General features: G+C 36.8%; 17 protein-coding genes. 1 reads left to right on the forward strand and 16 read right to left on the reverse strand.

Features of this window, described 5'->3' with window-relative positions; genetic code table 11:
* Window positions 1-23: 23 nt before the first annotated feature.
* From MHB55_RS11370 to MHB55_RS11390, 5 genes are all read right to left on the reverse strand, one after another.
* On the reverse strand, window positions 24-1,007 hold the full coding sequence (locus MHB55_RS11370; protein ID WP_144536062.1) for an alpha-ketoacid dehydrogenase subunit beta: 984 nt from the start codon (window positions 1,005-1,007) through the stop codon (window positions 24-26).
* Entirely contained in the window at window positions 1,007-2,017 is a 1,011-nt protein-coding gene (locus tag MHB55_RS11375) for a thiamine pyrophosphate-dependent dehydrogenase E1 component subunit alpha (protein WP_144536060.1), read from the reverse strand. The genes MHB55_RS11370 and MHB55_RS11375 overlap by 1 nt, the downstream gene beginning before the upstream one ends.
* A gap of 18 nt (window positions 2,018-2,035) precedes the next feature.
* Window positions 2,036-3,466, reverse strand: coding sequence for a dihydrolipoyl dehydrogenase (gene lpdA / locus MHB55_RS11380; RefSeq protein ID WP_144536058.1), 1,431 nt, complete (start codon window positions 3,464-3,466; stop codon window positions 2,036-2,038).
* Window positions 3,467-3,551: 85 nt separating this feature from the next.
* The gene (gene bcd / locus MHB55_RS11385) at window positions 3,552-4,646 is read right to left on the reverse strand and encodes a branched-chain amino acid dehydrogenase (protein WP_340863259.1); all 1,095 of its coding nucleotides are present in this window, start codon (window positions 4,644-4,646) and stop codon (window positions 3,552-3,554) included.
* Window positions 4,647-4,731: 85 nt separating this feature from the next.
* Window positions 4,732-6,750, reverse strand: coding sequence for a sigma 54-interacting transcriptional regulator (locus MHB55_RS11390; RefSeq protein WP_144536054.1), 2,019 nt, complete (start codon window positions 6,748-6,750; stop codon window positions 4,732-4,734).
* A 128-nt stretch (window positions 6,751-6,878) separates the two neighbouring features.
* Here MHB55_RS11390 and MHB55_RS11395 point away from each other — a divergent pair, with 128 nt between their 5' ends.
* Window positions 6,879-7,127: a DUF2627 domain-containing protein gene (locus MHB55_RS11395; RefSeq protein ID WP_144536052.1), complete on the forward strand. Its 249-nt coding sequence runs from the start codon at window positions 6,879-6,881 to the stop codon at window positions 7,125-7,127.
* A 133-nt stretch (window positions 7,128-7,260) separates the two neighbouring features.
* Here MHB55_RS11395 and MHB55_RS11400 read toward each other — a convergent pair whose 3' ends face one another.
* From MHB55_RS11400 to xseA, 11 genes are all read right to left on the reverse strand, one after another.
* Window positions 7,261-7,980: a glycerophosphodiester phosphodiesterase gene (locus tag MHB55_RS11400; RefSeq protein WP_144536050.1), complete on the reverse strand. Its 720-nt coding sequence runs from the start codon at window positions 7,978-7,980 to the stop codon at window positions 7,261-7,263.
* On the reverse strand, window positions 7,973-9,544 hold the full coding sequence (locus MHB55_RS11405; RefSeq protein WP_154310672.1) for a DUF342 domain-containing protein: 1,572 nt from the start codon (window positions 9,542-9,544) through the stop codon (window positions 7,973-7,975). The genes MHB55_RS11400 and MHB55_RS11405 overlap by 8 nt, the downstream gene beginning before the upstream one ends.
* Window positions 9,545-10,061: 517 nt before the next feature.
* A complete protein-coding gene (gene spo0A / locus MHB55_RS11410; protein ID WP_144536046.1) occupies window positions 10,062-10,853 on the reverse strand; it encodes a sporulation transcription factor Spo0A in 792 nt (263 codons plus the stop codon).
* Window positions 10,854-11,116: 263 nt separating this feature from the next.
* Window positions 11,117-12,073, reverse strand: coding sequence for a SpoIVB peptidase S55 domain-containing protein (locus tag MHB55_RS11415; RefSeq protein ID WP_144536044.1), 957 nt, complete (start codon window positions 12,071-12,073; stop codon window positions 11,117-11,119).
* A gap of 95 nt (window positions 12,074-12,168) precedes the next feature.
* Window positions 12,169-13,872 carry a DNA repair protein RecN gene (gene recN / locus MHB55_RS11420; protein ID WP_144537153.1) on the reverse strand — a complete coding sequence of 568 codons (1,704 nt, stop codon included), beginning with the start codon at window positions 13,870-13,872 and terminating at the stop codon, window positions 12,169-12,171.
* 80 nt (window positions 13,873-13,952) lie between these two features.
* Window positions 13,953-14,402, reverse strand: a complete 450-nt coding sequence (ahrC, locus tag MHB55_RS11425; protein WP_340863260.1) for a transcriptional regulator AhrC/ArgR — start codon at window positions 14,400-14,402, stop codon at window positions 13,953-13,955.
* Window positions 14,403-14,500: 98 nt separating this feature from the next.
* Window positions 14,501-15,319, reverse strand: a complete 819-nt coding sequence (locus tag MHB55_RS11430; protein ID WP_144536040.1) for a TlyA family RNA methyltransferase — start codon at window positions 15,317-15,319, stop codon at window positions 14,501-14,503.
* Window positions 15,316-17,211 (reverse strand): 1-deoxy-D-xylulose-5-phosphate synthase, encoded by a 1,896-nt coding sequence (gene dxs, locus MHB55_RS11435; RefSeq protein ID WP_154310671.1) that lies wholly within the window; start codon window positions 17,209-17,211, stop codon window positions 15,316-15,318. Before dxs ends, MHB55_RS11430 begins: the two co-directional genes overlap by 4 nt.
* 89 nt (window positions 17,212-17,300) lie before the next feature.
* Window positions 17,301-18,182, reverse strand: coding sequence for a polyprenyl synthetase family protein (locus MHB55_RS11440; protein ID WP_154310670.1), 882 nt, complete (start codon window positions 18,180-18,182; stop codon window positions 17,301-17,303).
* On the reverse strand, window positions 18,175-18,396 hold the full coding sequence (xseB, locus tag MHB55_RS11445; RefSeq protein ID WP_144536024.1) for an exodeoxyribonuclease VII small subunit: 222 nt from the start codon (window positions 18,394-18,396) through the stop codon (window positions 18,175-18,177). Before xseB ends, MHB55_RS11440 begins: the two co-directional genes overlap by 8 nt.
* A 1-nt stretch (window position 18,397) precedes the next feature.
* Window positions 18,398-19,750: an exodeoxyribonuclease VII large subunit gene (xseA, locus tag MHB55_RS11450; RefSeq protein ID WP_144536022.1), complete on the reverse strand. Its 1,353-nt coding sequence runs from the start codon at window positions 19,748-19,750 to the stop codon at window positions 18,398-18,400.
* Window positions 19,751-19,790: the final 40 nt, after the last annotated feature.

Here is a 19,790-nt window from a genome sequence, read left to right on the forward strand (position 1 = left end):
CACCTAAGCATATTTCCAATAACTTAATATTCAGCTAGCTCACGCATTGCTTTTTCTACTTTGTCTGGATTAATCATAAAGAATTTTTCCATTGTAGGGGCATATGGCATAGCTGGAACATCAGGACCAGCAAGGCGCATGATCGGAGCATCCAAATCAAACAAGCAATTCTCGGCGATAATCGCTGCCACCTCACTAATTATGCTACCTTCTTTGTTATCCTCTGTTACAAGTAACACTTTACCGGTTTTGGAAGCAGCCTCGATAATTGCATCTTTGTCTAAAGGATAAATGGTACGTAAATCTAAAATATGCGCAGAAATGCCATCTTTTTCTAAACGTTCTGCTGCTTGAAGAGCAAAATGAACAGCCAGACCATAAGTAATAACTGTTATATCTTCCCCTTCACGCTTTACATCTGCTTTTCCAATTTCAATCGTGTAATCTTCGTCCGGAACCTCTCCTTTAATAAGGCGATAAGCACGCTTGTGCTCAAAGAACATAACCGGGTCTTCATCACGAATAGCCGCTTTTAATAATCCTTTGGCATCGTATGGAGTAGAAGGAATAACGATTTTTAGTCCAGGTTGGTTAGCAAAAATAGCCTCTACAGATTGAGAATGATAAAGCGCACCGTGAATTCCGCCACCAAAAGGCGCACGAATTACTATAGGACAAGTCCAATCATTATTAGAACGGTAACGAATACGTGAAGCCTCTGAGATAATTTGGTTAACAGCAGGCATGATAAAGTCTGCAAACTGCATTTCAGCAATAGGACGAAGACCGTACATTGCAGCCCCAATCCCTACTCCCGCAATAGCAGATTCTGCAAGAGGAGTATCTAGAACTCTGTATTCTCCAAACTCATCATAAAGTCCGTTGGTTGCCTTGAACACTCCACCCTTACGTCCAACATCTTCACCAAGAACGAAAACGCGCTCATCACGAGTCATTTCTTCCTTCATTGCAAGTGTTATTGCATCGATATAAGACATGATTGCCATTATGCGTTCCCCCCGTCTTTTTCAGCATAGACATGTTTTAATGCATCTTCCGGAGCAGCATATGGTGCAGCTTCTGCATAATCAGTCGCCTCATTTACTTCCTTCATAATGCGATCATTTATTTCTTTTTCAAGATCTGTTGACAGAATGTCTAAATCTCTTAAATATTTTGCAAATGTAATAATAGGATCTAATGCTTTCCCTTCTGCAATGTCTTCTGCAGTACGGTATTGTCTATCATCGTCATCTGATGAGTGGGCAGTTAATCGGTAAGTCACTGCCTCAATAAGACTAGGACCTTCCCCATTTCTTGCACGATCAGCTGCTTCTTTCACTACTTTATAAACCTCGATTGGGTCTTTTCCATCTACTGTAACACCTGGCATTCCATAGCTGCTGGCACGATCTGCGACATTTTTGCTAGCAACTTGGCGCTCAAAAGGAACAGATATTGCATATTTGTTGTTTTCTACCATTGTGATACAAGGTAATTGATGCACCCCTGCAAAGTTCAATCCTTCATGGAAATCACCTTGGTTAGATGAACCTTCGCCTAGCGTTACAAAAGTGATAAAGTCCTTCTTTTCAATCTTAGCAGCTAGAGCGACTCCAACTGCATGGGGAAGCTGTGTTGTAACTGGAGAGGAACCAGTTAAAATACGATTCTTCTTTTGTCCAAAATGCCCCGGCATTTGACGTCCGCCAGAGTTCGGATCCTCTGCTTTAGCAAATGCAGATAGCATTAAATCTTTAGGTGTCATACCAAAATGCAGTACTACTCCCATATCGCGATAATATGGTGCAATATAATCCTTTGTGTTATCTAGAGCAAATGCCGCTCCCACTTGTGCTGCCTCTTGTCCTTGACAAGAGATAACAAATGGAATTTTACCCGCACGGTTCAATAACCACATACGCTCATCAATACGGCGTGCCATTAGCATCGTCTCAAACATTTTTAATACATCTTCATTTGTTAACCCAAGCTCCTCATGACGATTGTTTGTCATATAGAAATCCCCCTTTTTTTACATATGAATAGCTTTACCATCTACAGCTAACGCTGCTTCTCCCATGATTTCACTCAAGGTAGGATGTGGATGAATTGTATGTGCCATTTCCCAAGGAGTAGCATCTAGAACCATTGCCAAACCAGCCTCTGAAATCATATCCGTTACGTGAGGTCCAATCATATGAACGCCTAATATGTCATTTGTTTTCTTATCGGCAACAATTTTCACAAAGCCATCCGATTCACCGTATACAAGAGCCTTTCCAATTGCTTTGAAAGAGAACTTGCCTATTTTTACATCAAACCCTTGTTCCTTTGCTTGTTGCTCTGTTATTCCTACACTCGAACTTTCCGGACTTGCATAAATACAGCGAGATACAAGATCATAATTTATAGGAATTATGTCTTCTCCTGCGATGTGCTCTATTGCAGTTATCCCTTCATGACTAGCTACATGGGCTAATTGTAGACCTCCGATTACATCACCAATTGCATATATATGTGATTCTTTCGTTTGAAATGTTTCAGAAACCTTTATGAATCCATTTTCTATAACAATATCTGTATTCTCGATACCAATACCTTCTGTATTTGCCTGTCTACCAACTGATACAAGCATCTTTTCAGCACTAAAAGATTGTGTTTCACCGTTAACCTCAGCTGAGATTTTGACAACATTGTCTACAGTATTTAAAGTATCAGGAAGCACTTTTGCGTTTGTTGCAAATGTAATTCCTTTTTTGCTTAAAAGTTTTTGCATTTCTTTAGAAATATCTTTATCCTCGGTAGGTATAATTCTATCTGCATATTCAATCACAGTAACTTCCACACCAAAATCATTTAACATCGAAGCCCATTCAATACCGATTACTCCTCCGCCGACAATAAGAATAGATTTTGGAAGCTCTGTCATTGATAATGCCTCATCTGAAGTCATCACTAAGGAACCATCTATAACTAAACCAGGTAAGGAGCGAGGACGAGATCCTGTTGCAATTACAACATTTTTAGGAATAAGCATTTCATTTTCTTCACCGTTATTCATCTCCACAGAGATTGTACCACCAGGTGAAGGTGAGAATATAGATGGACCAAGCATTCTGCCAGTTCCTTCATAAACATCAATTTTCCCTTTTTTCATCAATCCCTGAACCCCTTGAAACAATTGGTTTACAATGGATTCCTTACGTGCTTGCACTCTGCTAAAATCTAGTGTTACTTCACTAGTATTTACGCCAAAATCGGCTGCGTGATTTTTGGTAGTGGAGAAAACTTCTGCACTACGAAGTAAGGCTTTACTTGGTATACAGCCTTTATGTAAGCAAGTACCACCTAATTTACTCTTCTCAACGATTGCTGTTTTTAACCCTAACTGTGCCGAGCGAATGGCAGCTACATAACCACCAGTCCCTCCTCCAATAATGACTACGTCATATTCTTTTGCCAAGTAAGTCCTCTCCTTCCAAATAAGAAGACCGCTTTACAAAAAATCTATAAAGTCGGCCTATTTACAACTAAGATGAAATTATCGATTAACGGCCATTTAAAATATGTTTTCCGTTTTGTAAAAATTGGCTGCGAGATTTACTTACACGAGCAATACGCTCTTCTGCTAAACGATCAGCAGCTACATAAGTTGGTATACCGTCACGTTTAGAAATTTCAAAGATACGTTCGATTTTATCGTAGATACCTGCCACACGTTTGATCGCACGATCATGGTTATATCCATATAATTCGTCTGCAACGTTAATAACTCCTCCAGAATTGATCACGTAGTCTGGTGCATAAACAATACCCATTTCATGGATTAAGTCACCATGTGTTGTATCTTTCAGTTGGTTGTTTGCAGATCCTGCAATAACCTTAGCTTTAAATTGTGGAATAGTATTATCGTTTACAATTGCTCCAAGTGCACATGGTGCAAAAATATCTACGTCTTGTGAGTAGATCTCATCTACCCCTACTTGAACAGCTCCAAATGCTTCGACTGCACGATCCACTGATTTTTGGTTAATATCAGCAACTACTAATTTTGCTCCTTCTTTATGTAGGAATTCACATAGAGTATAAGCTACGTTCCCAACACCTTGCACTGCAACTGTTTTCCCCTCTAAAGAATCAGAACCAAATGCTTCTTTAGCAGCAGCTTTCATTCCTACGTATACACCATAAGCTGTTACTGGTGAAGGGTTACCTGAAGAACCAAATGCTTCTGAAATACCAGTTACATAATTTGTCTCCTCATGTATAAGGTCCATATCCGCTACTGTTGTACCCACATCTTCTGCAGTAATGTAACGACCATTTAATCCTTGGATAAAACGTCCAAATGCACGGAACATTTCTTCGTTTTTATCTTTTAATGGATCACCGATAATTACTGTTTTTCCTCCACCAAGGTTGAGTCCAGCAGCAGCATTTTTGTAAGTCATCCCTTTAGCAAGACGAAGAGCATCTTCAATTGCTTCTTCTTCTGAAGCATAATTCCACATACGAGTCCCACCAAGTGCTGGCCCTAATGTAGTGTCATGAATTGCGATAATCGCCTTAAGTCCTGAAGTTTTGTCTTGGCAAAATACTAATTGCTCGTAATCATAAGTTTCCATATATTTGAAGATTTCCATTTGTAAGTTCCTCCTAGTAGTTAAATTGATGCATGTTTAAGATCATTTATAGTAAATACCCCTATTTACTTGAACATTTTCCCCATTAAACGAGATTATATTTTTCCAGCTTATAATACAGAGAACGTAATGAAATATTAAGTCTTTTAGCTGTTTTAGATTTATTGCCCTCACATGTATTAAGTGCATGGGCAAGTACTCTTTTCTCCATTTCATCCATTTGCTCCGATAAGGGAGCAATCGAATCTTCATCTTCTTCCGTTGATAACTGAAGCATTAATTTTGGTAAATGCCGTTCGTCTACTAAACGGTCATTCGGTTGAAGAAAGATCATAGAGCGACTTATAATATTCTCTAATTCTCGCACATTACCTGGCCACTCATAAAGACATAAGATTTCAAGTGCCTGACTGGTAAATCCCTCGATATTACGACCAAACTCTTGGTTAAGTTTAACTAACAATCGTTCCGCAAGAAGCGGAATATCTTTTTTTCTTTGGCGTAAAGAAGGAATATAGATAGGCATTCGATTTAGTTGAAAATAGAAGTCCTCTCTAAATGTACCCTCTCTCATTGCTTTTTCCAAATTAAGACTACTTGCAGCAATAATTCGGACATCCACATGCTTAGGTGCGGTACCCCCGACAGGTACAAAAACATTTTCTCTTAATACCTGTAAGAGCTTCGCCTGAGTTTTCTTAGTCAGTTCCCCAACCTCGTCTAAGAAAATAGTTCCCTTGAATGCTTCCTCCAGTTTACCTGGATACGTAATACCTTCTTCTTGGTAACCAAACAATTCTCTTTCTAAAAGGTGCTCTTCTAGTGAGCTACAGTTAACTCGTACAAAAGGATACATAGAGCGACTGCTCTCTCCGTGAATAGCATGCGCAAACAAATCCTTTCCTGCACCGACCTCTCCCCTTAAAAGAACGGTTATTGGAACATTCGCTGCCAGCTTTGCTTGTTCTATTGCTAAGTTGATCTCATCAGAAATACCAACTATGTCTTCAAAGGAATAAGATGATTCAAGCGTTCGAATAATAGTCCTAGCTCGATCCAATTCCTTCATAAGACCTCGCATTTCAGTCATGTCATGAATTACACCAACACTACCTTTTAACTGATTGTTTACTAAAATAGGTGCTACGTTAACAATGACGTCCTTCTCTTCCTTACCGACTCGAAGATTTACACCTCTAATAGGCTTTTTAGTTTGAAGTACCTTTAGATGAATACTTTCACCTTCGGATATATCGGCAGTAGCAGGTTTCCCAATAACTTCCTCTTCACTAAACCCCGTGATTCGAGTATAGGCAGGGTTAATAAGAATCCCCTTGCCATCTTCGTCTACTACAGATATTGCATCTTCACTTGAATAAATGATTGCTTCAAGCATTTTTTGTATTTCTGTTAAATTTGTTATTTCTTCGGCTAGACGAACTACTTCCGAAATATCCTGAAATACTGCGAAGGCTCCGATACGTTTACCCTGATTATTGACCATAGGATACCTAGAGGTAACTATTTTGGTACCGCTTTCAAGAGTAAGTTCTTTGTTCAGTTCGACCTTACCTGTTTCGTATATTCTTGGTAATTCACTTAAGGAGATAACATCAACCACATGTTTACCCATGGCCTCTTCTACAGGAATTAAGGTCATTCTTTCTGCGCTCTTATTAAAAAAGTTGACGATGCCTTGGCTGTTAATGCCAATCATCCCTTCTTCTATGGAGTTAAAAATGAGATCCTGTAAGGCCTTTCTTTGGTTGATAATTTGAATATAGCTATTTTTTTCTTCCAACAACGTAACGATTAAGTTGGCTATCTCACCAGGTATCAATACAGCGGTGGCAGGTCTATTCTGAAGTAATTCATAGAACACTTCCTTCTGACCAGTCACATCAATAATGATTTGAATATCCTTGCTTAACAAACTCCTCCACTCATTATAAGTTGGTATGTTATGTTGTTTAGCGTAGATTATTCCAGGAGCCTCATCGTTAATATCTACAATAGCGGTAACCTGAAGGTAATCCGCCTGCGCTATTAACTTGAGAAGTGCATATCCACCGTTACCTGCACCTACAATGAGTATGTTTTGCAAAAATATGCACACCCCCACTTTTTTTCTGCAACTTATTGCATTTCTTCTATATCATAACGTAAGTTTCAATCATTGACAATCATAAACTTGAATGTAAAATTAAAATAGAAGGAACAGGAGTGAAGAAAGTGGCTCGTTTATTGGCTTTAATCGTGTTATTAATACCGGGAATATTGGCAGCTTTTGGAATCAAATTAATGAGAGATACATTTTTTGGATTACAAATACTTCCTATTGGAGGACTAGCCGTTCAGTTTATTTGCGGATTAATCTTTACAGTTCTAGGTCTAGGCTTTTTTGCAGGTTTTTTATTAAATAGAGATAGAAAAAACGGAAAAGTTGCACCACGATTTCAAAAGAAAAAAGACACAGACTAGAAAAGCCTGTGTCTTTAGACTATAGACAAATTCAAAGAAATTTGAAAATGTCTATAGTCTTTTTGTTATTTAGAATACATAGTAAGAAATTTTTCTGTGAGGTGGAAATTTCATTTTGGACAAAGATGTAACTTTATAAACGATTTTGTTGCTCAATTACTTTCAGTGGAAAATCAGTAATCCACCCAATAACCGATTGGGGCGGATTTTTCAAATATTTCTCCGTTCCTTTTATATTATAAAATCGTATAGGAAATCCTGCCTCCCATATCCTATCCATTAGTTCAGTACCAAAGAATTTTTTGTTAAGGTGTATGGCATCATATGAGCGATTAACTAAAATTTCATCCCAACTGGAATTTTTCTTTCCGATAAAAGCAGTTTTTGTTTTTATAGGCATTCTTTGTATAGTTTCTAAAATGCTTTCTTCAAAAGAAGAGAAATGAACATCCTTAATATTTTTTGTCTTGTACACTACTTCTTCAATTTTTTCTGTTTTTCCAAGAAAAGATTCCTTAAATTCCACGTTTAGCTTCAAATTTGTTTGTTCAAAAAAAGATAGAAATTCGTCAAAACTAAGTACTCTTGAATATAAAAATCTTCGAAGAAACGTTTTCCCTAGTTTTAGCTGAAGAATCTCCTCAGCAGCCATATCTGTTATTCTTCTGTTTATACCCGCTAATCTAAAAAAGTCTAAATCATGGGTAACAAAAGCCACTCCATCCGCTGAAAGTTGCAAATCCATTTCAATTCCGTCCACGCCTATTTTCTTTGCATACTCAAAAGACCTAAGTGAATTTTCGACATACTTTGTAGCGCCTCCACGATGCGCGTATACCGGTAGATTAGACATTTAACTCCCCATTTTCTAACTTAAATTTTCCTTTTGTAATAGTTGTTAATAAGGAAGATTTATTTCCAATTTGTATAATGGTACCCGGATTTGCCTCTTTTGTAACATTAACATAGTATTCTACGTTACTTCTTAGCAATTTTAAAATACGTTGTATTTCTCTATCTGTTTCTTTCACATCCTGCTGTAAAAGATTGTATTTTTGTTTAGTTTTCTCATATATCCCGTTCTGCTGAGTAGTCATATTGTCTTTCAATTCGCCAAGCTGATAGATTTGATAGTTTAATTTAGTTGCTTCCTCTTGCAGCTTTACCATCTTTTCTGCCAAAGTTTTTGCATTTTCGGTTAAGATTTTGCGGTCTATACCTTGCACGACAAGTTCTGTTTTTCTTTCCATGCTATTTCCGCTAAATGCTGTTGTAATTGAATTGACTGCTACAGCCTTTCCTCCAATAATTTTCCCTTTTCGATCATCTAATATAATTTCATGAGCAAAAATAGTTGCACCAAGTGCATAAAAGCCGATATGCACCTGTTCTTTTGCCTGTAGTGTACATTCGTTGGCATGTTTAATATATATATTATTATGTGCCTCTACTTTGGTTATTCCACGACCAAAAATGCCCCCTTTAATAAAGACATCTCCTTCAGCTGATTTTATTAGCTCTGCGGAATTAACTCCTTCTTTACCTTCGATTGATATATCACCTGAAGCAATAACGGAGTACCCAGCCATCACAGTACCTTTAACTTGAATAGAACCATCAAACTTTAAATTTCCTGTTTCTATTCCAACATCCCCATCTACAATTAAATGTTTTAGTACGGATAACACTCCATTTACTTCACCAATGACACCCTTTGTTTTAGAGCGAAGTACGATTTTCCCATCCTCTTCAATTTCATAGGCAGATTTTGCATCGTATTTAAGTTGGACGTCATCTCCAGGACTTGCTGGCACATATTCCCCATAGACATTTATACCGTCTATACCTTCTTTAGCAGGAACTTTTTCTCCTAGCCATGATCCCTCTTCTATCTCTTTGATAAAATTCATATCAAAATAATCTGCCTTACCATCTTCGTTTATCACAGGCTTTTTTTCGGCTTGCTCTAAATAACTGACAAGCGCATTTTCTCCTTTTTGCGGAGGCTTTCCTTGTGCAATTATAAAAGGCTTGCCAGTTTTTAAAGATAATATATCTAATGTTTTCTTGCCAAATTTAATATTATGTTCTTCGAGTAGCTTATGTATGTGGGTCTGCACTTCTATGATATTTTCCTGAATATATGTAGGTGATTCGTTTATAGTTAAAAGTACTTGCATATAATCTGCACTAATGTCTATTTCAATTAAATCTAGCCAATTTCCTATTTCTTGAGGTTCTGTAGATTTAGCCGAGAGTGCTTTTTTTAAAGCTGTAAAACTTGTGATTTTGAAGCGTGGGTATTTTCTAATATATTCTTCGAACTTTTTTAAACTAAAACCATCTTTTTTTGTAAACAAAAAGACCTGTCCATTCTTTTCAGTTATGGTTAAATTATCATTATCTTCAATAACCAATTTCTTCTCAACCCTTCTAAAGATATATTATCTTCTTCAACCTTGAAAACTTGCAAAACTACTTTTAAAATTCATTTTTGAGGAGGGATATTTATTAATCTATTAAACAATACATGTTCCAACATGACATTGATACTACATTAAAAAATATTTTTTCAAATCTTTTCACCTATTATATCAGTAATAAAGTTTTACTGATCTAATGTATAATAAAACCTGGAGCAATACCATGAATTTTCTGCCAATTTTCAGTATAAATATATTTTACCATAATACTTCAAACAAATATCTATAAGAAAAAAATATAATGATTTTACTTTTTCTTAATTTCTAAATCTACTGAATAACTATACTAAGTTATTTACCATTCTAAAAATAAAAAAAGACCCACTCTTAATAGTAGGTCGGGCAACGATATTTAGTTGCTACGTCAAAATTAAAGTTCATTGGAAAGGTGTTAAAAATTCGTTGCACCGTTCACTATTATTTTATATCTGGAAGCTTGATTCTTTCACTTTCAACTAGCCATATTCTCCATACGAATTTTGTCTGCGATCATCGCAATAAATTCACTATTTGTAGGTTTAGACTTTAAGTGATGAACTGTGTAGCCGAACATTTTCGAGATAGTTTCATAGTTTCCACGATTCCATGCTACTTCAATTGCATGACGAATGGCACGCTCAACACGAGAAGGAGTTGTTTGAAATTTTTTTGCTATTTCTGGATATAATACTTTCGTAATGGAGCCTAACAGTTCAATATCAGCATATACCATTTGAATTGCTTCACGAAGATAAGAATAACCTTTAATATGCGCAGGTACTCCCATTTCTTTAATAACATTAGTAATAGTATTATCAATCATGCGCTTATTTTGTAATGCTTCTTTTTCAGGATTGGACTTTGCAGGTGCTTCCTGAATAGAGCCCTTTCTTCCAGCAACCTGAATAATTTGTGTCACTAAACGGTCAAATTCAAAAGGCTTCAGCATGAAATAAGAGGCCCCAAGATCTACAGCCTGTTTCATCACATCTTCCTGACCAAATGCAGTTAACATGATGACTTGTAAATCCTTCAGCTTGTTATTTTTCTGTAAAGAGTCTAAAACAGCAATTCCATCAAGATGCGGCATGATAATATCCAACAGCAAAACGTCTGGTTTGATTGATTCTAACAATTCCAAACATAATTTTCCATTATAAGCAGTACCGATAACCTCTATTTCAGGATGCTGCTCAAAATAAGAATCCATTGTGCGTATTAAATCTTTGTTATCGTCGACTATTGCAATTTTTATTTTCTCCATATAAGTTCATCCACCTTTTGTAATTTTTTACATAGATATTATTCGCTATCTTTTTCCCACTTCCTTTTTATAAAATAAAAATGATTCTTTCCTATTATGATTACGTGGTATTACGACAAATTGTAAATCTTTTCTTATGCTTTGTCGAATTTTATTCATTAACATTTTAAACCTATGTATCATAAAAACGCAAGACCTTATATCCACCTTAAGACACAAAAAAGGCTACATCCAAAATAGGATGTAGCCTTTTCATCTATACTTCATGGATTTTTTTTCATCATCTCAGTTATTGCTAAAGCTGCACCGTTTTTGGGTTTGTCGACATACATATGAGTTACGACACCAATAATTTTGTCTGCCTGGATGATTGGGCTACCGCTCATTCCTTGGAGAATTCCACCTGTCTTTTTGATAAGCTGTTGATCGGTCACAGTGAATTGAAATAAATGTCCATCGACAGAAGAGATGTTAATTGTAAAGTCTTGTACTTTTTCACCATCGATTGAAGTACGCATGATAGCTTTGCCAGTCGTAATTTCTTCTTTTTCTGCTACTGCTACCTGATGCATTGGAATATTGGCTAATGCTTTGTTTTCTAACTTACCGAAAACTCCATAAACGTTATTTTCATTTACTCCTCCAATGGGAGGACTATTGTTTCCGTGTGAAGTAATTTTATATCCAGGTTTGCCAGGAATGCTTTTTTTAATTTGCTCAATAGAGGACAAATAAATAGAGCCCTCTGAAAATTTTGGCGTAACACCAGATGTATGATCGACAATTTGGTGCCCTAATGCGCCAAATTCATTGGTTGACGGATCGAAATAGGTTAAAGTTCCAATTCCTTCAGTTGCATCACGCAAGAAAGGAAAGAGTTTAATCATTTGATCAGCACTCATATCTTTCGTATACATTGTTTTGTTGCGCTCATACTGAATAATAATTTGTTTCTTGTCTTTCAATTGTCTTTTTAAGTCATCAATACTCGATATCGTTTGGTCGTTTATTTGATGAATTGTATCACCAGATTTTAGCCAATAATCATCTGTTATCAAGACATCATGACTAAGAAATACAGATCCGTATTGGAGGTCGATCTGAATAGATTGCCCAAGCGGGACAACGGAAACTTTAGAAGCAAATGCAGTGGTGCTTAGAAAGAATAAAGTCAAGAAAATAATTGGCAAAAGCGACCAAATTCGATAGCTTTTTTTCATATTTCACCTCCCATACACTTTACTATGTCCTTCGCTAAGAACTCTATGTGAGGTAAATAATTGATAAAAAAAGAAGACCCAAAAGTAATGGGTCCTCAAGAGTTTCTTAACACTTTTTTTCGTTCATTTGCAATTTTTAGTAATTCTTTGGAGTGCTTTAAAGTAGTAGTTGTGATTTCCGTGCCTGACATCATTCTGCTTAATTCCTCGGCACGTTGGTCATCCGTTATTTCTTCCAGCAACGTATAGGTACGATTTCCAGAAACTTCTTTTCTAATCAATAAATGCTGGTCAGCCATCGCTGCAACTTGGGAAAGATGAGATATACACAAAACTTGTGAATTTGTCGCAATGCCCGCAATTTTTTCAGCAATCGCTTGGGCAACTCGGCCGCTCACACCAGTATCTACCTCATCAAAAATAATAGAGGTAATGCCTTGATGCTTCGAAAAAATACTTTTTAAAGCAAGCATCATTCTAGATAATTCGCCACCTGAAGCAATTTTAGTTAAAGCCTTTAACGGTTCACCAACGTTTGTAGATATATAAAAGGATAAATCGTCTATACCATCTTCATTATAGATAGGATTAGGATGATCATGGAACATAACAGCAAAAGTTGCTTTTTCCATATAAAGCTCCTGAAGCTGCTCCATAATAGCGCTACTCAACAAGGAAGATGCGGCCTTCCGTTTATCGGTTAACTCGTTAGCCTCTAGCTGAAGATCTATTTCAATTTGACGTATTTTTTCTGCCATTTTTTGAATTTGTTCATCTCGATTGACTAATTGGTCCAAGCTATGTTGAATCTGTTCTTTGTATTCAAGAATTTCTTCAATCGAGGCTCCATATTTTCTTTTTAAAGTCTGTATTAAAGCCAATCGATCTTCTACAATTTGAAGTTGATTGCTGTCATACTCCATTTCATCTAAATCATTTTTAAGTTGATGTGCTGCGTCCTGCAATATATAAAATGCCGAAGAAACGCTTTCGCTTAAATCCTTCATATTCTCGTCTACATCCGAAATATCTTGTAAATCAGACATAGCAGAACCTATATAGTCTAATCCTTTAGATTCTCCTAAAATAGCATCATATGAGCTGCTGATTTTATCAAACATTTTATGAAAGTTTAATAGCTTTTTCTTTTCATTCTGAAGAGATTCTTCTTCTCCTCTTTTTAATTGAGCTTCATCAATTTCTTCTACTTGAAATGTGTACAGGTCAATTTTATGGGCAATTTGCTGCTCATTTTCCGTCAATGTAGCCAATTCTTTTTTCCATTTTTTGTATTTACTAAATAATTCCCTATACGCTTCTTTTACTGCCTTCAGGTCGTCTCCAGCAAATTGGTCAAGCAAGTGAATATGTGCCTTGTCATCCATTAGCTCTTGGCTTTCATGCTGACCATGGATATCTATTAAACTGGCACCAATTTCTCTTAAAATACCAATTGTTACAAGTTTCCCATTTACTCTACAGACGCTTTTTCCAGACTCATTTATATCTCTTCTCAAAATGATTGTTTCCTCATCTTTATCAATACCAACATCTAGCATTTTCTTAAAAACGCTATGCTTTGGATCTGAAATGATAAATAGTCCCTCTAGCTCTGCCTTTTTTGCGCCATGTCGAATAAATTCCTGTGATCCTCTACCTCCGCAAAGCAGATGAACCGCATCAATAATGATTGATTTTCCAGCTCCAGTTTCACCAGTTAGCACAGTTAAACCTTCTTCAAAGCTTACAGTAAGTTCATCTATTATCGCAAAATTTTTAATGGAAAGTTCTTTTAACAAACCTATCACCTCTATTTAAAGATAGAACAGCTTGAATGTATAAGTGAAGTAGATTTCACTTATACATTTAAGTGATATTCCTATAACATTTCAAGCAATTGGCTTTTAACTGCCTCACAATCACTTTCGGCTCTGCAAAGGATCAGACACGTATCATCGCCACAAATTGTGCCCAATATTTCTTCCCAATCCAAATAATCAATTAAAGAACCTATTGCGTGAGCATTTCCTGGCAGTGTCTTCATCACTAAGAAATGGCTAGCTCCATCAATGCTAACAAAGGCATCTGTTAACGCTCTATGCAGTTTTTGCATAGGATTGAATCTTTGGTCTGCCGGGAGGCTATACTTGTAGTTTCCATTTGGCAATGGAACTTTCACTAAATGTAATTCCTTAATATCTCTAGAGACAGTCGCTTGAGTTACGTTAACACCTGCGTTCTTAAGATGATCTACTAAGTCGTCTTGAGTCTCGATTTCATAATTCGCGATAATATCTCTTATACGAATATGCCGTTGTCCTTTGTTCATAATTATCTCCTTGCTGTATAAATATTCTATTTTAATTATACCTTAGCATTTCATTGCAAAAGTAACAAGAAAAAACGCGACTCATGATGAGTCGCGGGTTATTTTAACGAATTATGTGCCTCATTAACTAGTTTTTCAAAGTCTATGTCATGTGAGGTAACTTCTCCCTCGTTTACACTAACCAGATGAAATAGAAATTCTATATTTCCCTCTCCCCCGGTTATAGGCGAAAAGGAAGCATTTTTTAATTGGAAGTTTTGGCTTTCAGCAAAATCTGCTATCTCCTTCAAGACTTCTATATGAACAACTTTTTCTCTAACTACACCTTTTTTACCTACTCGATCTTTTCCAGCCTCAAACTGCGGCTTAACTAATGCAATAACGTCTCCACCAGGAAGCAAGATCGTTTTTAATGTTGGAAAGATAAGCTTAAGCGAGATAAAAGAAACATCTATAGAGGCAAAGGATGGTAATCCTTCTTGAAAATCAGCAGGTGTGGAGTAACGGAAGTTTGTCTTTTCCATTACAGTTACACGTGAATCCTGCCTTATTTTCCATGCCAATTGATTACTACCGACATCCAGTGCATACGCATGTGAAACGCCATTTTGGAGTCCACAATCTGTAAATCCCCCAGTTGAAGAGCCAATATCGAGCATGATCTTATTCTCAATCTCTATGTCAAACTGCTCTATTGCTTTTTCGAGTTTCAAACCGCCACGGCTGACATATTTCAGCACCTGACCCTTAACAGTTAGAATAGAAGTGGTTTCAATCTTCTCTCCCGGTTTGTCTATTCTCTCTTCGTTCTTGTAAATGAGACCAGCCATAATAGCACGTTTAGCTTTTTCTCTTGTTTCAAACAAACCTTGTTCTACTAAGAGTATGTCTACTCTCTCCTTTGGAATCTTGCTCATAAGGAGATATACCTTGGGCTTTCATTTACGGAAGTTTTTACAAGTTCCATAATGCTTTCAGTTGTAATATTAATCTCTTGCAGCAACTGATTTACTTCACCATGTTCAATGAAGAGATCCGGAATACCGATGCGCTTAACATTTGCTTGTAGGTTTTGTTCATTATAAAACTCTAGGACAGCACTGCCAAATCCGCCTTGTAATGCACTTTCTTCCACAGTAATAATAGGGATATTGCGTTTTTGAATATCTTTTAGCATTTCTTCGTCTAAAGGTTTAATAAATCGAGCATTTACAACTTCTACAGAGATATTTTGTTTACTTAATTCGTCCGCTGCTTGTAGTGCCATTGAAATAGTTGTACCAAAAGTAAGAATCACTGCTTGACTGCCTTCTTTTAAGACTTCCCAAGTGCCGATTGGAATTGGATGTAATTCTTCGTCCATCATAACACCAAGACCATTACCACGCGGATAACGAAGAGCAATTGGACCATCAGAGTAGTCAAATGCTGTTTTGACCATATGTTGTCCTTCATTTTCATCTTTTGGCATCATGATAACCATATTAGGCATATGTCTAAGGAAGGAAATATCAAATACTCCTTGATGTGTTTCTCCGTCTGCCCCAACTAATCCAGCACGATCTATTCCAATTACCACATTTAAGTTTTGACGACAAATATCATGAAGCACCTGATCATATGCACGTTGAAGGAATGTAGAATAAATAACTAATAAAGGTTTCATACCTTCTGCTGCCATTCCTGCTGCCATTGTAGTGGCATGTTGTTCTGCAATACCTACATCGAACATTCTATCTGGAAACTCTGATGCAAACCCTTCCAATTTGGAACCTACTGGCATTGCAGGTGTGATAGCAACAATACGGCGATCATCACGAGCTAGTTTCCTTGCTGTCTCAGCCACTAGCGCACTCCAGGAAGGGGCTTTTGAAGAAGACTTAACGAAATCTCCAGTCTCCATTTTATAGGGACCTGTACCATGCCATGTTCCAATTTTGTCTTGTTCAGCAGGTTTAAAACCTTTACCCTTTTTAGTGATAACATGGATAAGAACAGGACCTTTCATCTTTTTGGCATTCTTCAGATTTTCTTCTAAGTCTTCAAAACTGTGGCCATCAATTGGTCCTAAATAGGTAAAACCTAATTCTTCAAAAAATGCGCCTGATACAAGTAGGTATTTCATAGTGTCTTTAAGACGTTCAGCTGTGCCAGCTAATTTGCCGCCAACTGCTGGAATTTTTTTCAGAAGTGACTCAATTTCATCCTTAGCTTTGTTATATGTGCCATGAGTACGTAATTTTCCAAGGACATTATGCAAAGCTCCCACATTAGGCGCAATAGACATTTCGTTGTCATTCAAAATGACAATCATATCGGTTTTTTCGTGTCCAATATGGTTCAATGCCTCTAATGCCATACCACCAGTTAGAGCACCATCTCCAATAATAGGAATAACATAGTTTTTCTTTTTCTGTATATCCCTAGCCTTAGCCATTCCCATTGCTGCAGATAGCGAGGTTGAACTATGCCCTGCCTCCCAAACATCGTGCTCACTTTCAATCATTTTTGGAAATCCACAAAGACCCTTGAATTGGCGAAGAGTATCGAATTGATCTGCACGACCCGTGAGAATCTTGTGAACATAAGCTTGGTGTCCAACATCCCAAAGAAATTTGTCATCTGGACTATTAAACGCCTTGTGCAGTGCAACCGTTAGCTCTACTACACCTAGATTCGGTCCAATATGTCCACCTGTTACTGATAATTTTTCTATTAAAAACGAACGAATATCTTCACTTAAGTCCTTTAATTGTTCATTGTCTAAACTTTTTAAAAAGGATGGACCAGAAATTGAAGTTAAATCCATTGCCATCACACACCTTCTTTTAGATTTCCTTAAATACAGCTAGGTATAATCATATCAATATTTACTCATAAAACAAAATTATACGCTATTTATTTTGACCTTTTTGTTATGTAATTAGCAAGTTCTATTAAAAGTCCATCGTTAAGATTTACTTGGGTAAGTGCCTCAGTTGCTAAATCATACTGTCTTTTTAGTTGTTCTTTGGCACCAGCCATTGTCAGTATAGAAGGATACGTATTCTTTTCACTTAATATATCTTTTCCTGCAGTTTTTCCTAATTGTTCGGATGTACCCTCAATATCAAGAATATCATCTTGAATTTGAAATGCCAGACCAATGTGGAAAGCATATTGACGCAAAGCATCCATGACTTCCTCGTTAGCTTTTGCAATAATTCCTCCTGCTATAATACTGAATAACAAGAGTGCACCGGTTTTGTTAATATGGACCTCTTCTAATTCCTTTAAGGATAAAGTTTTACCCTCACCAAGAATATCTAATACTTGGCCACCAACCATCCCTTCAGCTCCTGAAGCAAAGCTAAGACGGTCGATTAAGAAGACTTTTTGTTCAGCATCCAGATTTTTTAGTCTCGCAATAATTCCAAAAGCCAATGTTACTAAAGCATCTCCAGCAAGAATCGCCAAAGCCTCTCCAAAAACTTTATGGTTAGTTGGCTTTCCTCTACGAAGATCGTCATTATCCATGCTAGGTAAATCATCATGTATTAAAGAATAAGTATGAATCATCTCTATTGTGCTAGCAACTTTTATGGCATCTTCGTTTTTAACGTTTAGTTCCTGTAAAACCGCTAGCGTATATAAGGGACGTATTCTCTTTCCACCAGCTTTAAGGGAATATAGCATTGCTTCTTTTAGTTGAGAAGGTGCTTGAATTTCATTAATCATCGATTCCAGCTGTTGTTCAATAAGCGGTTGGTTGGCTTGGATAAATGTATTTAAGTTACTCATCAGTTTTCCCTGCTTCTTCTTTATTTTCGCCCATGAAAGATACTAATTGTTTCTCAGCGCTTTGTAATTTATCACTGCACAATTTAGATAGTTCCATTCCGTTTTGATAAAGTTCAATCGCATTTTCAAGAGGAACATCCCCTTGTTCTAGCTGTCGTACAATTTGTTCTAATTGTAGCATTGCCTCATCGAATGGAATTTCTTTTTTTGCCATGCTATTTTACCCCCTCTTTACTAACTGCTTGTTGAACTGTAGCCTCTATTTGACCATCTGATAATGTTACAAAAATAGAATCACCCTGTTGGACATCTTCTACAGACTTAACTAATATGCCTTCTTTGTAAGTAATACTATATCCGCGATCCATAATTTTCAAAGGATTTAACGCCTGCAAAGTTCTTAACGAACCAGTAAACTGTTGTCGATTTTTTTCAAAGGATGCAATCATTGCTTGTGTGAGTTGATTGGTACTTGTTTGTAATGTTTTTGACTGTATCGTTATAAGCTTTTGTGGGGAAAGTTGTTTAAATCTATTTTCTAACTGAAAAAAGTTCCTGTTTTTTTCTTGTGATATCCGTTTAACTTCTTTATGAAGTTGTTGTTCTGCCCGAATATACCTTTCTATAAAAGGACGATACAGTTTTTCTGGAGTTGCCATTACAGGCGAAGTAATAGCCCTACGGTATCTATTTTTTTCATCTGCAAGTCTTTTCGTAACAAAATGAAGACTAGCCGATTGGTAAGACAAAATATTCTTCATTAAGTTCTCTTTACTAGGTACTGCCATTTCTGCAGCTGCCGTAGGAGTAGGTGCCCTCAAATCAGATACAAAGTCAGCAATAGTCGTATCTGTTTCATGGCCAACAGCACTAATAATGGGAATTTTGCTCTCTGCAATAGCACGAGCAACTATTTCCTCATTAAATGCCCAAAGATCCTCAATGGAGCCTCCTCCTCTTCCCACTATCATCACATCAATATCACCTAAGGCGTTTGCCTCCCTAATAGACTTCACTATTGAAGGCGCTGCCTGTGGGCCTTGAACGATACTTGGGAAAACGAGTACCTCACTAATTGGATAACGTCTTTCCAAAGTAGTCAAAATATCTCGTATCGCTGCTCCTGTCTTTGAAGTAACAACACCAATCTTTTTAGGGAAAGCTGGCAGCTGTTTTTTTCTGCTAGGATGGAAAAGACCTTCTTGTTCAAGCTTTTTCTTTAACTGCTCAAAAGCAAGAAAAAGTTCACCTATCCCGTCCGGCTGTATAGAAGATGCATATAGCTGATATTGACCTGCTGCCTCAAATACATTTATATCCCCACGCACCAACACATTCATACCACTCTCAGGTACAAATTTAAGACCTCGAGCATTCATAGCAAACATGACAGATGTTAAACGAGCTGACTCATCTTTTAGAGTGAAATAGATGTGACCACTAGAATGTACCTTCACATTGGAAAGTTCTCCTTTAACGTACACATCACGCAAATGGGTATCTGCATCAAATTTTCTTTTTATGTATTTAGTTAAAGCTTTTACAGTTAAATATGTATGAGACATAATATCAACTCCTACTACTTGATGACAAGCTAAAAGCTGTTCT

It is taken from the genome of Psychrobacillus sp. FSL K6-1267, from assembly GCF_038003265.1.
Classification (GTDB): Bacteria; Bacillota; Bacilli; order Bacillales_A; family Planococcaceae; genus Psychrobacillus; species Psychrobacillus faecigallinarum.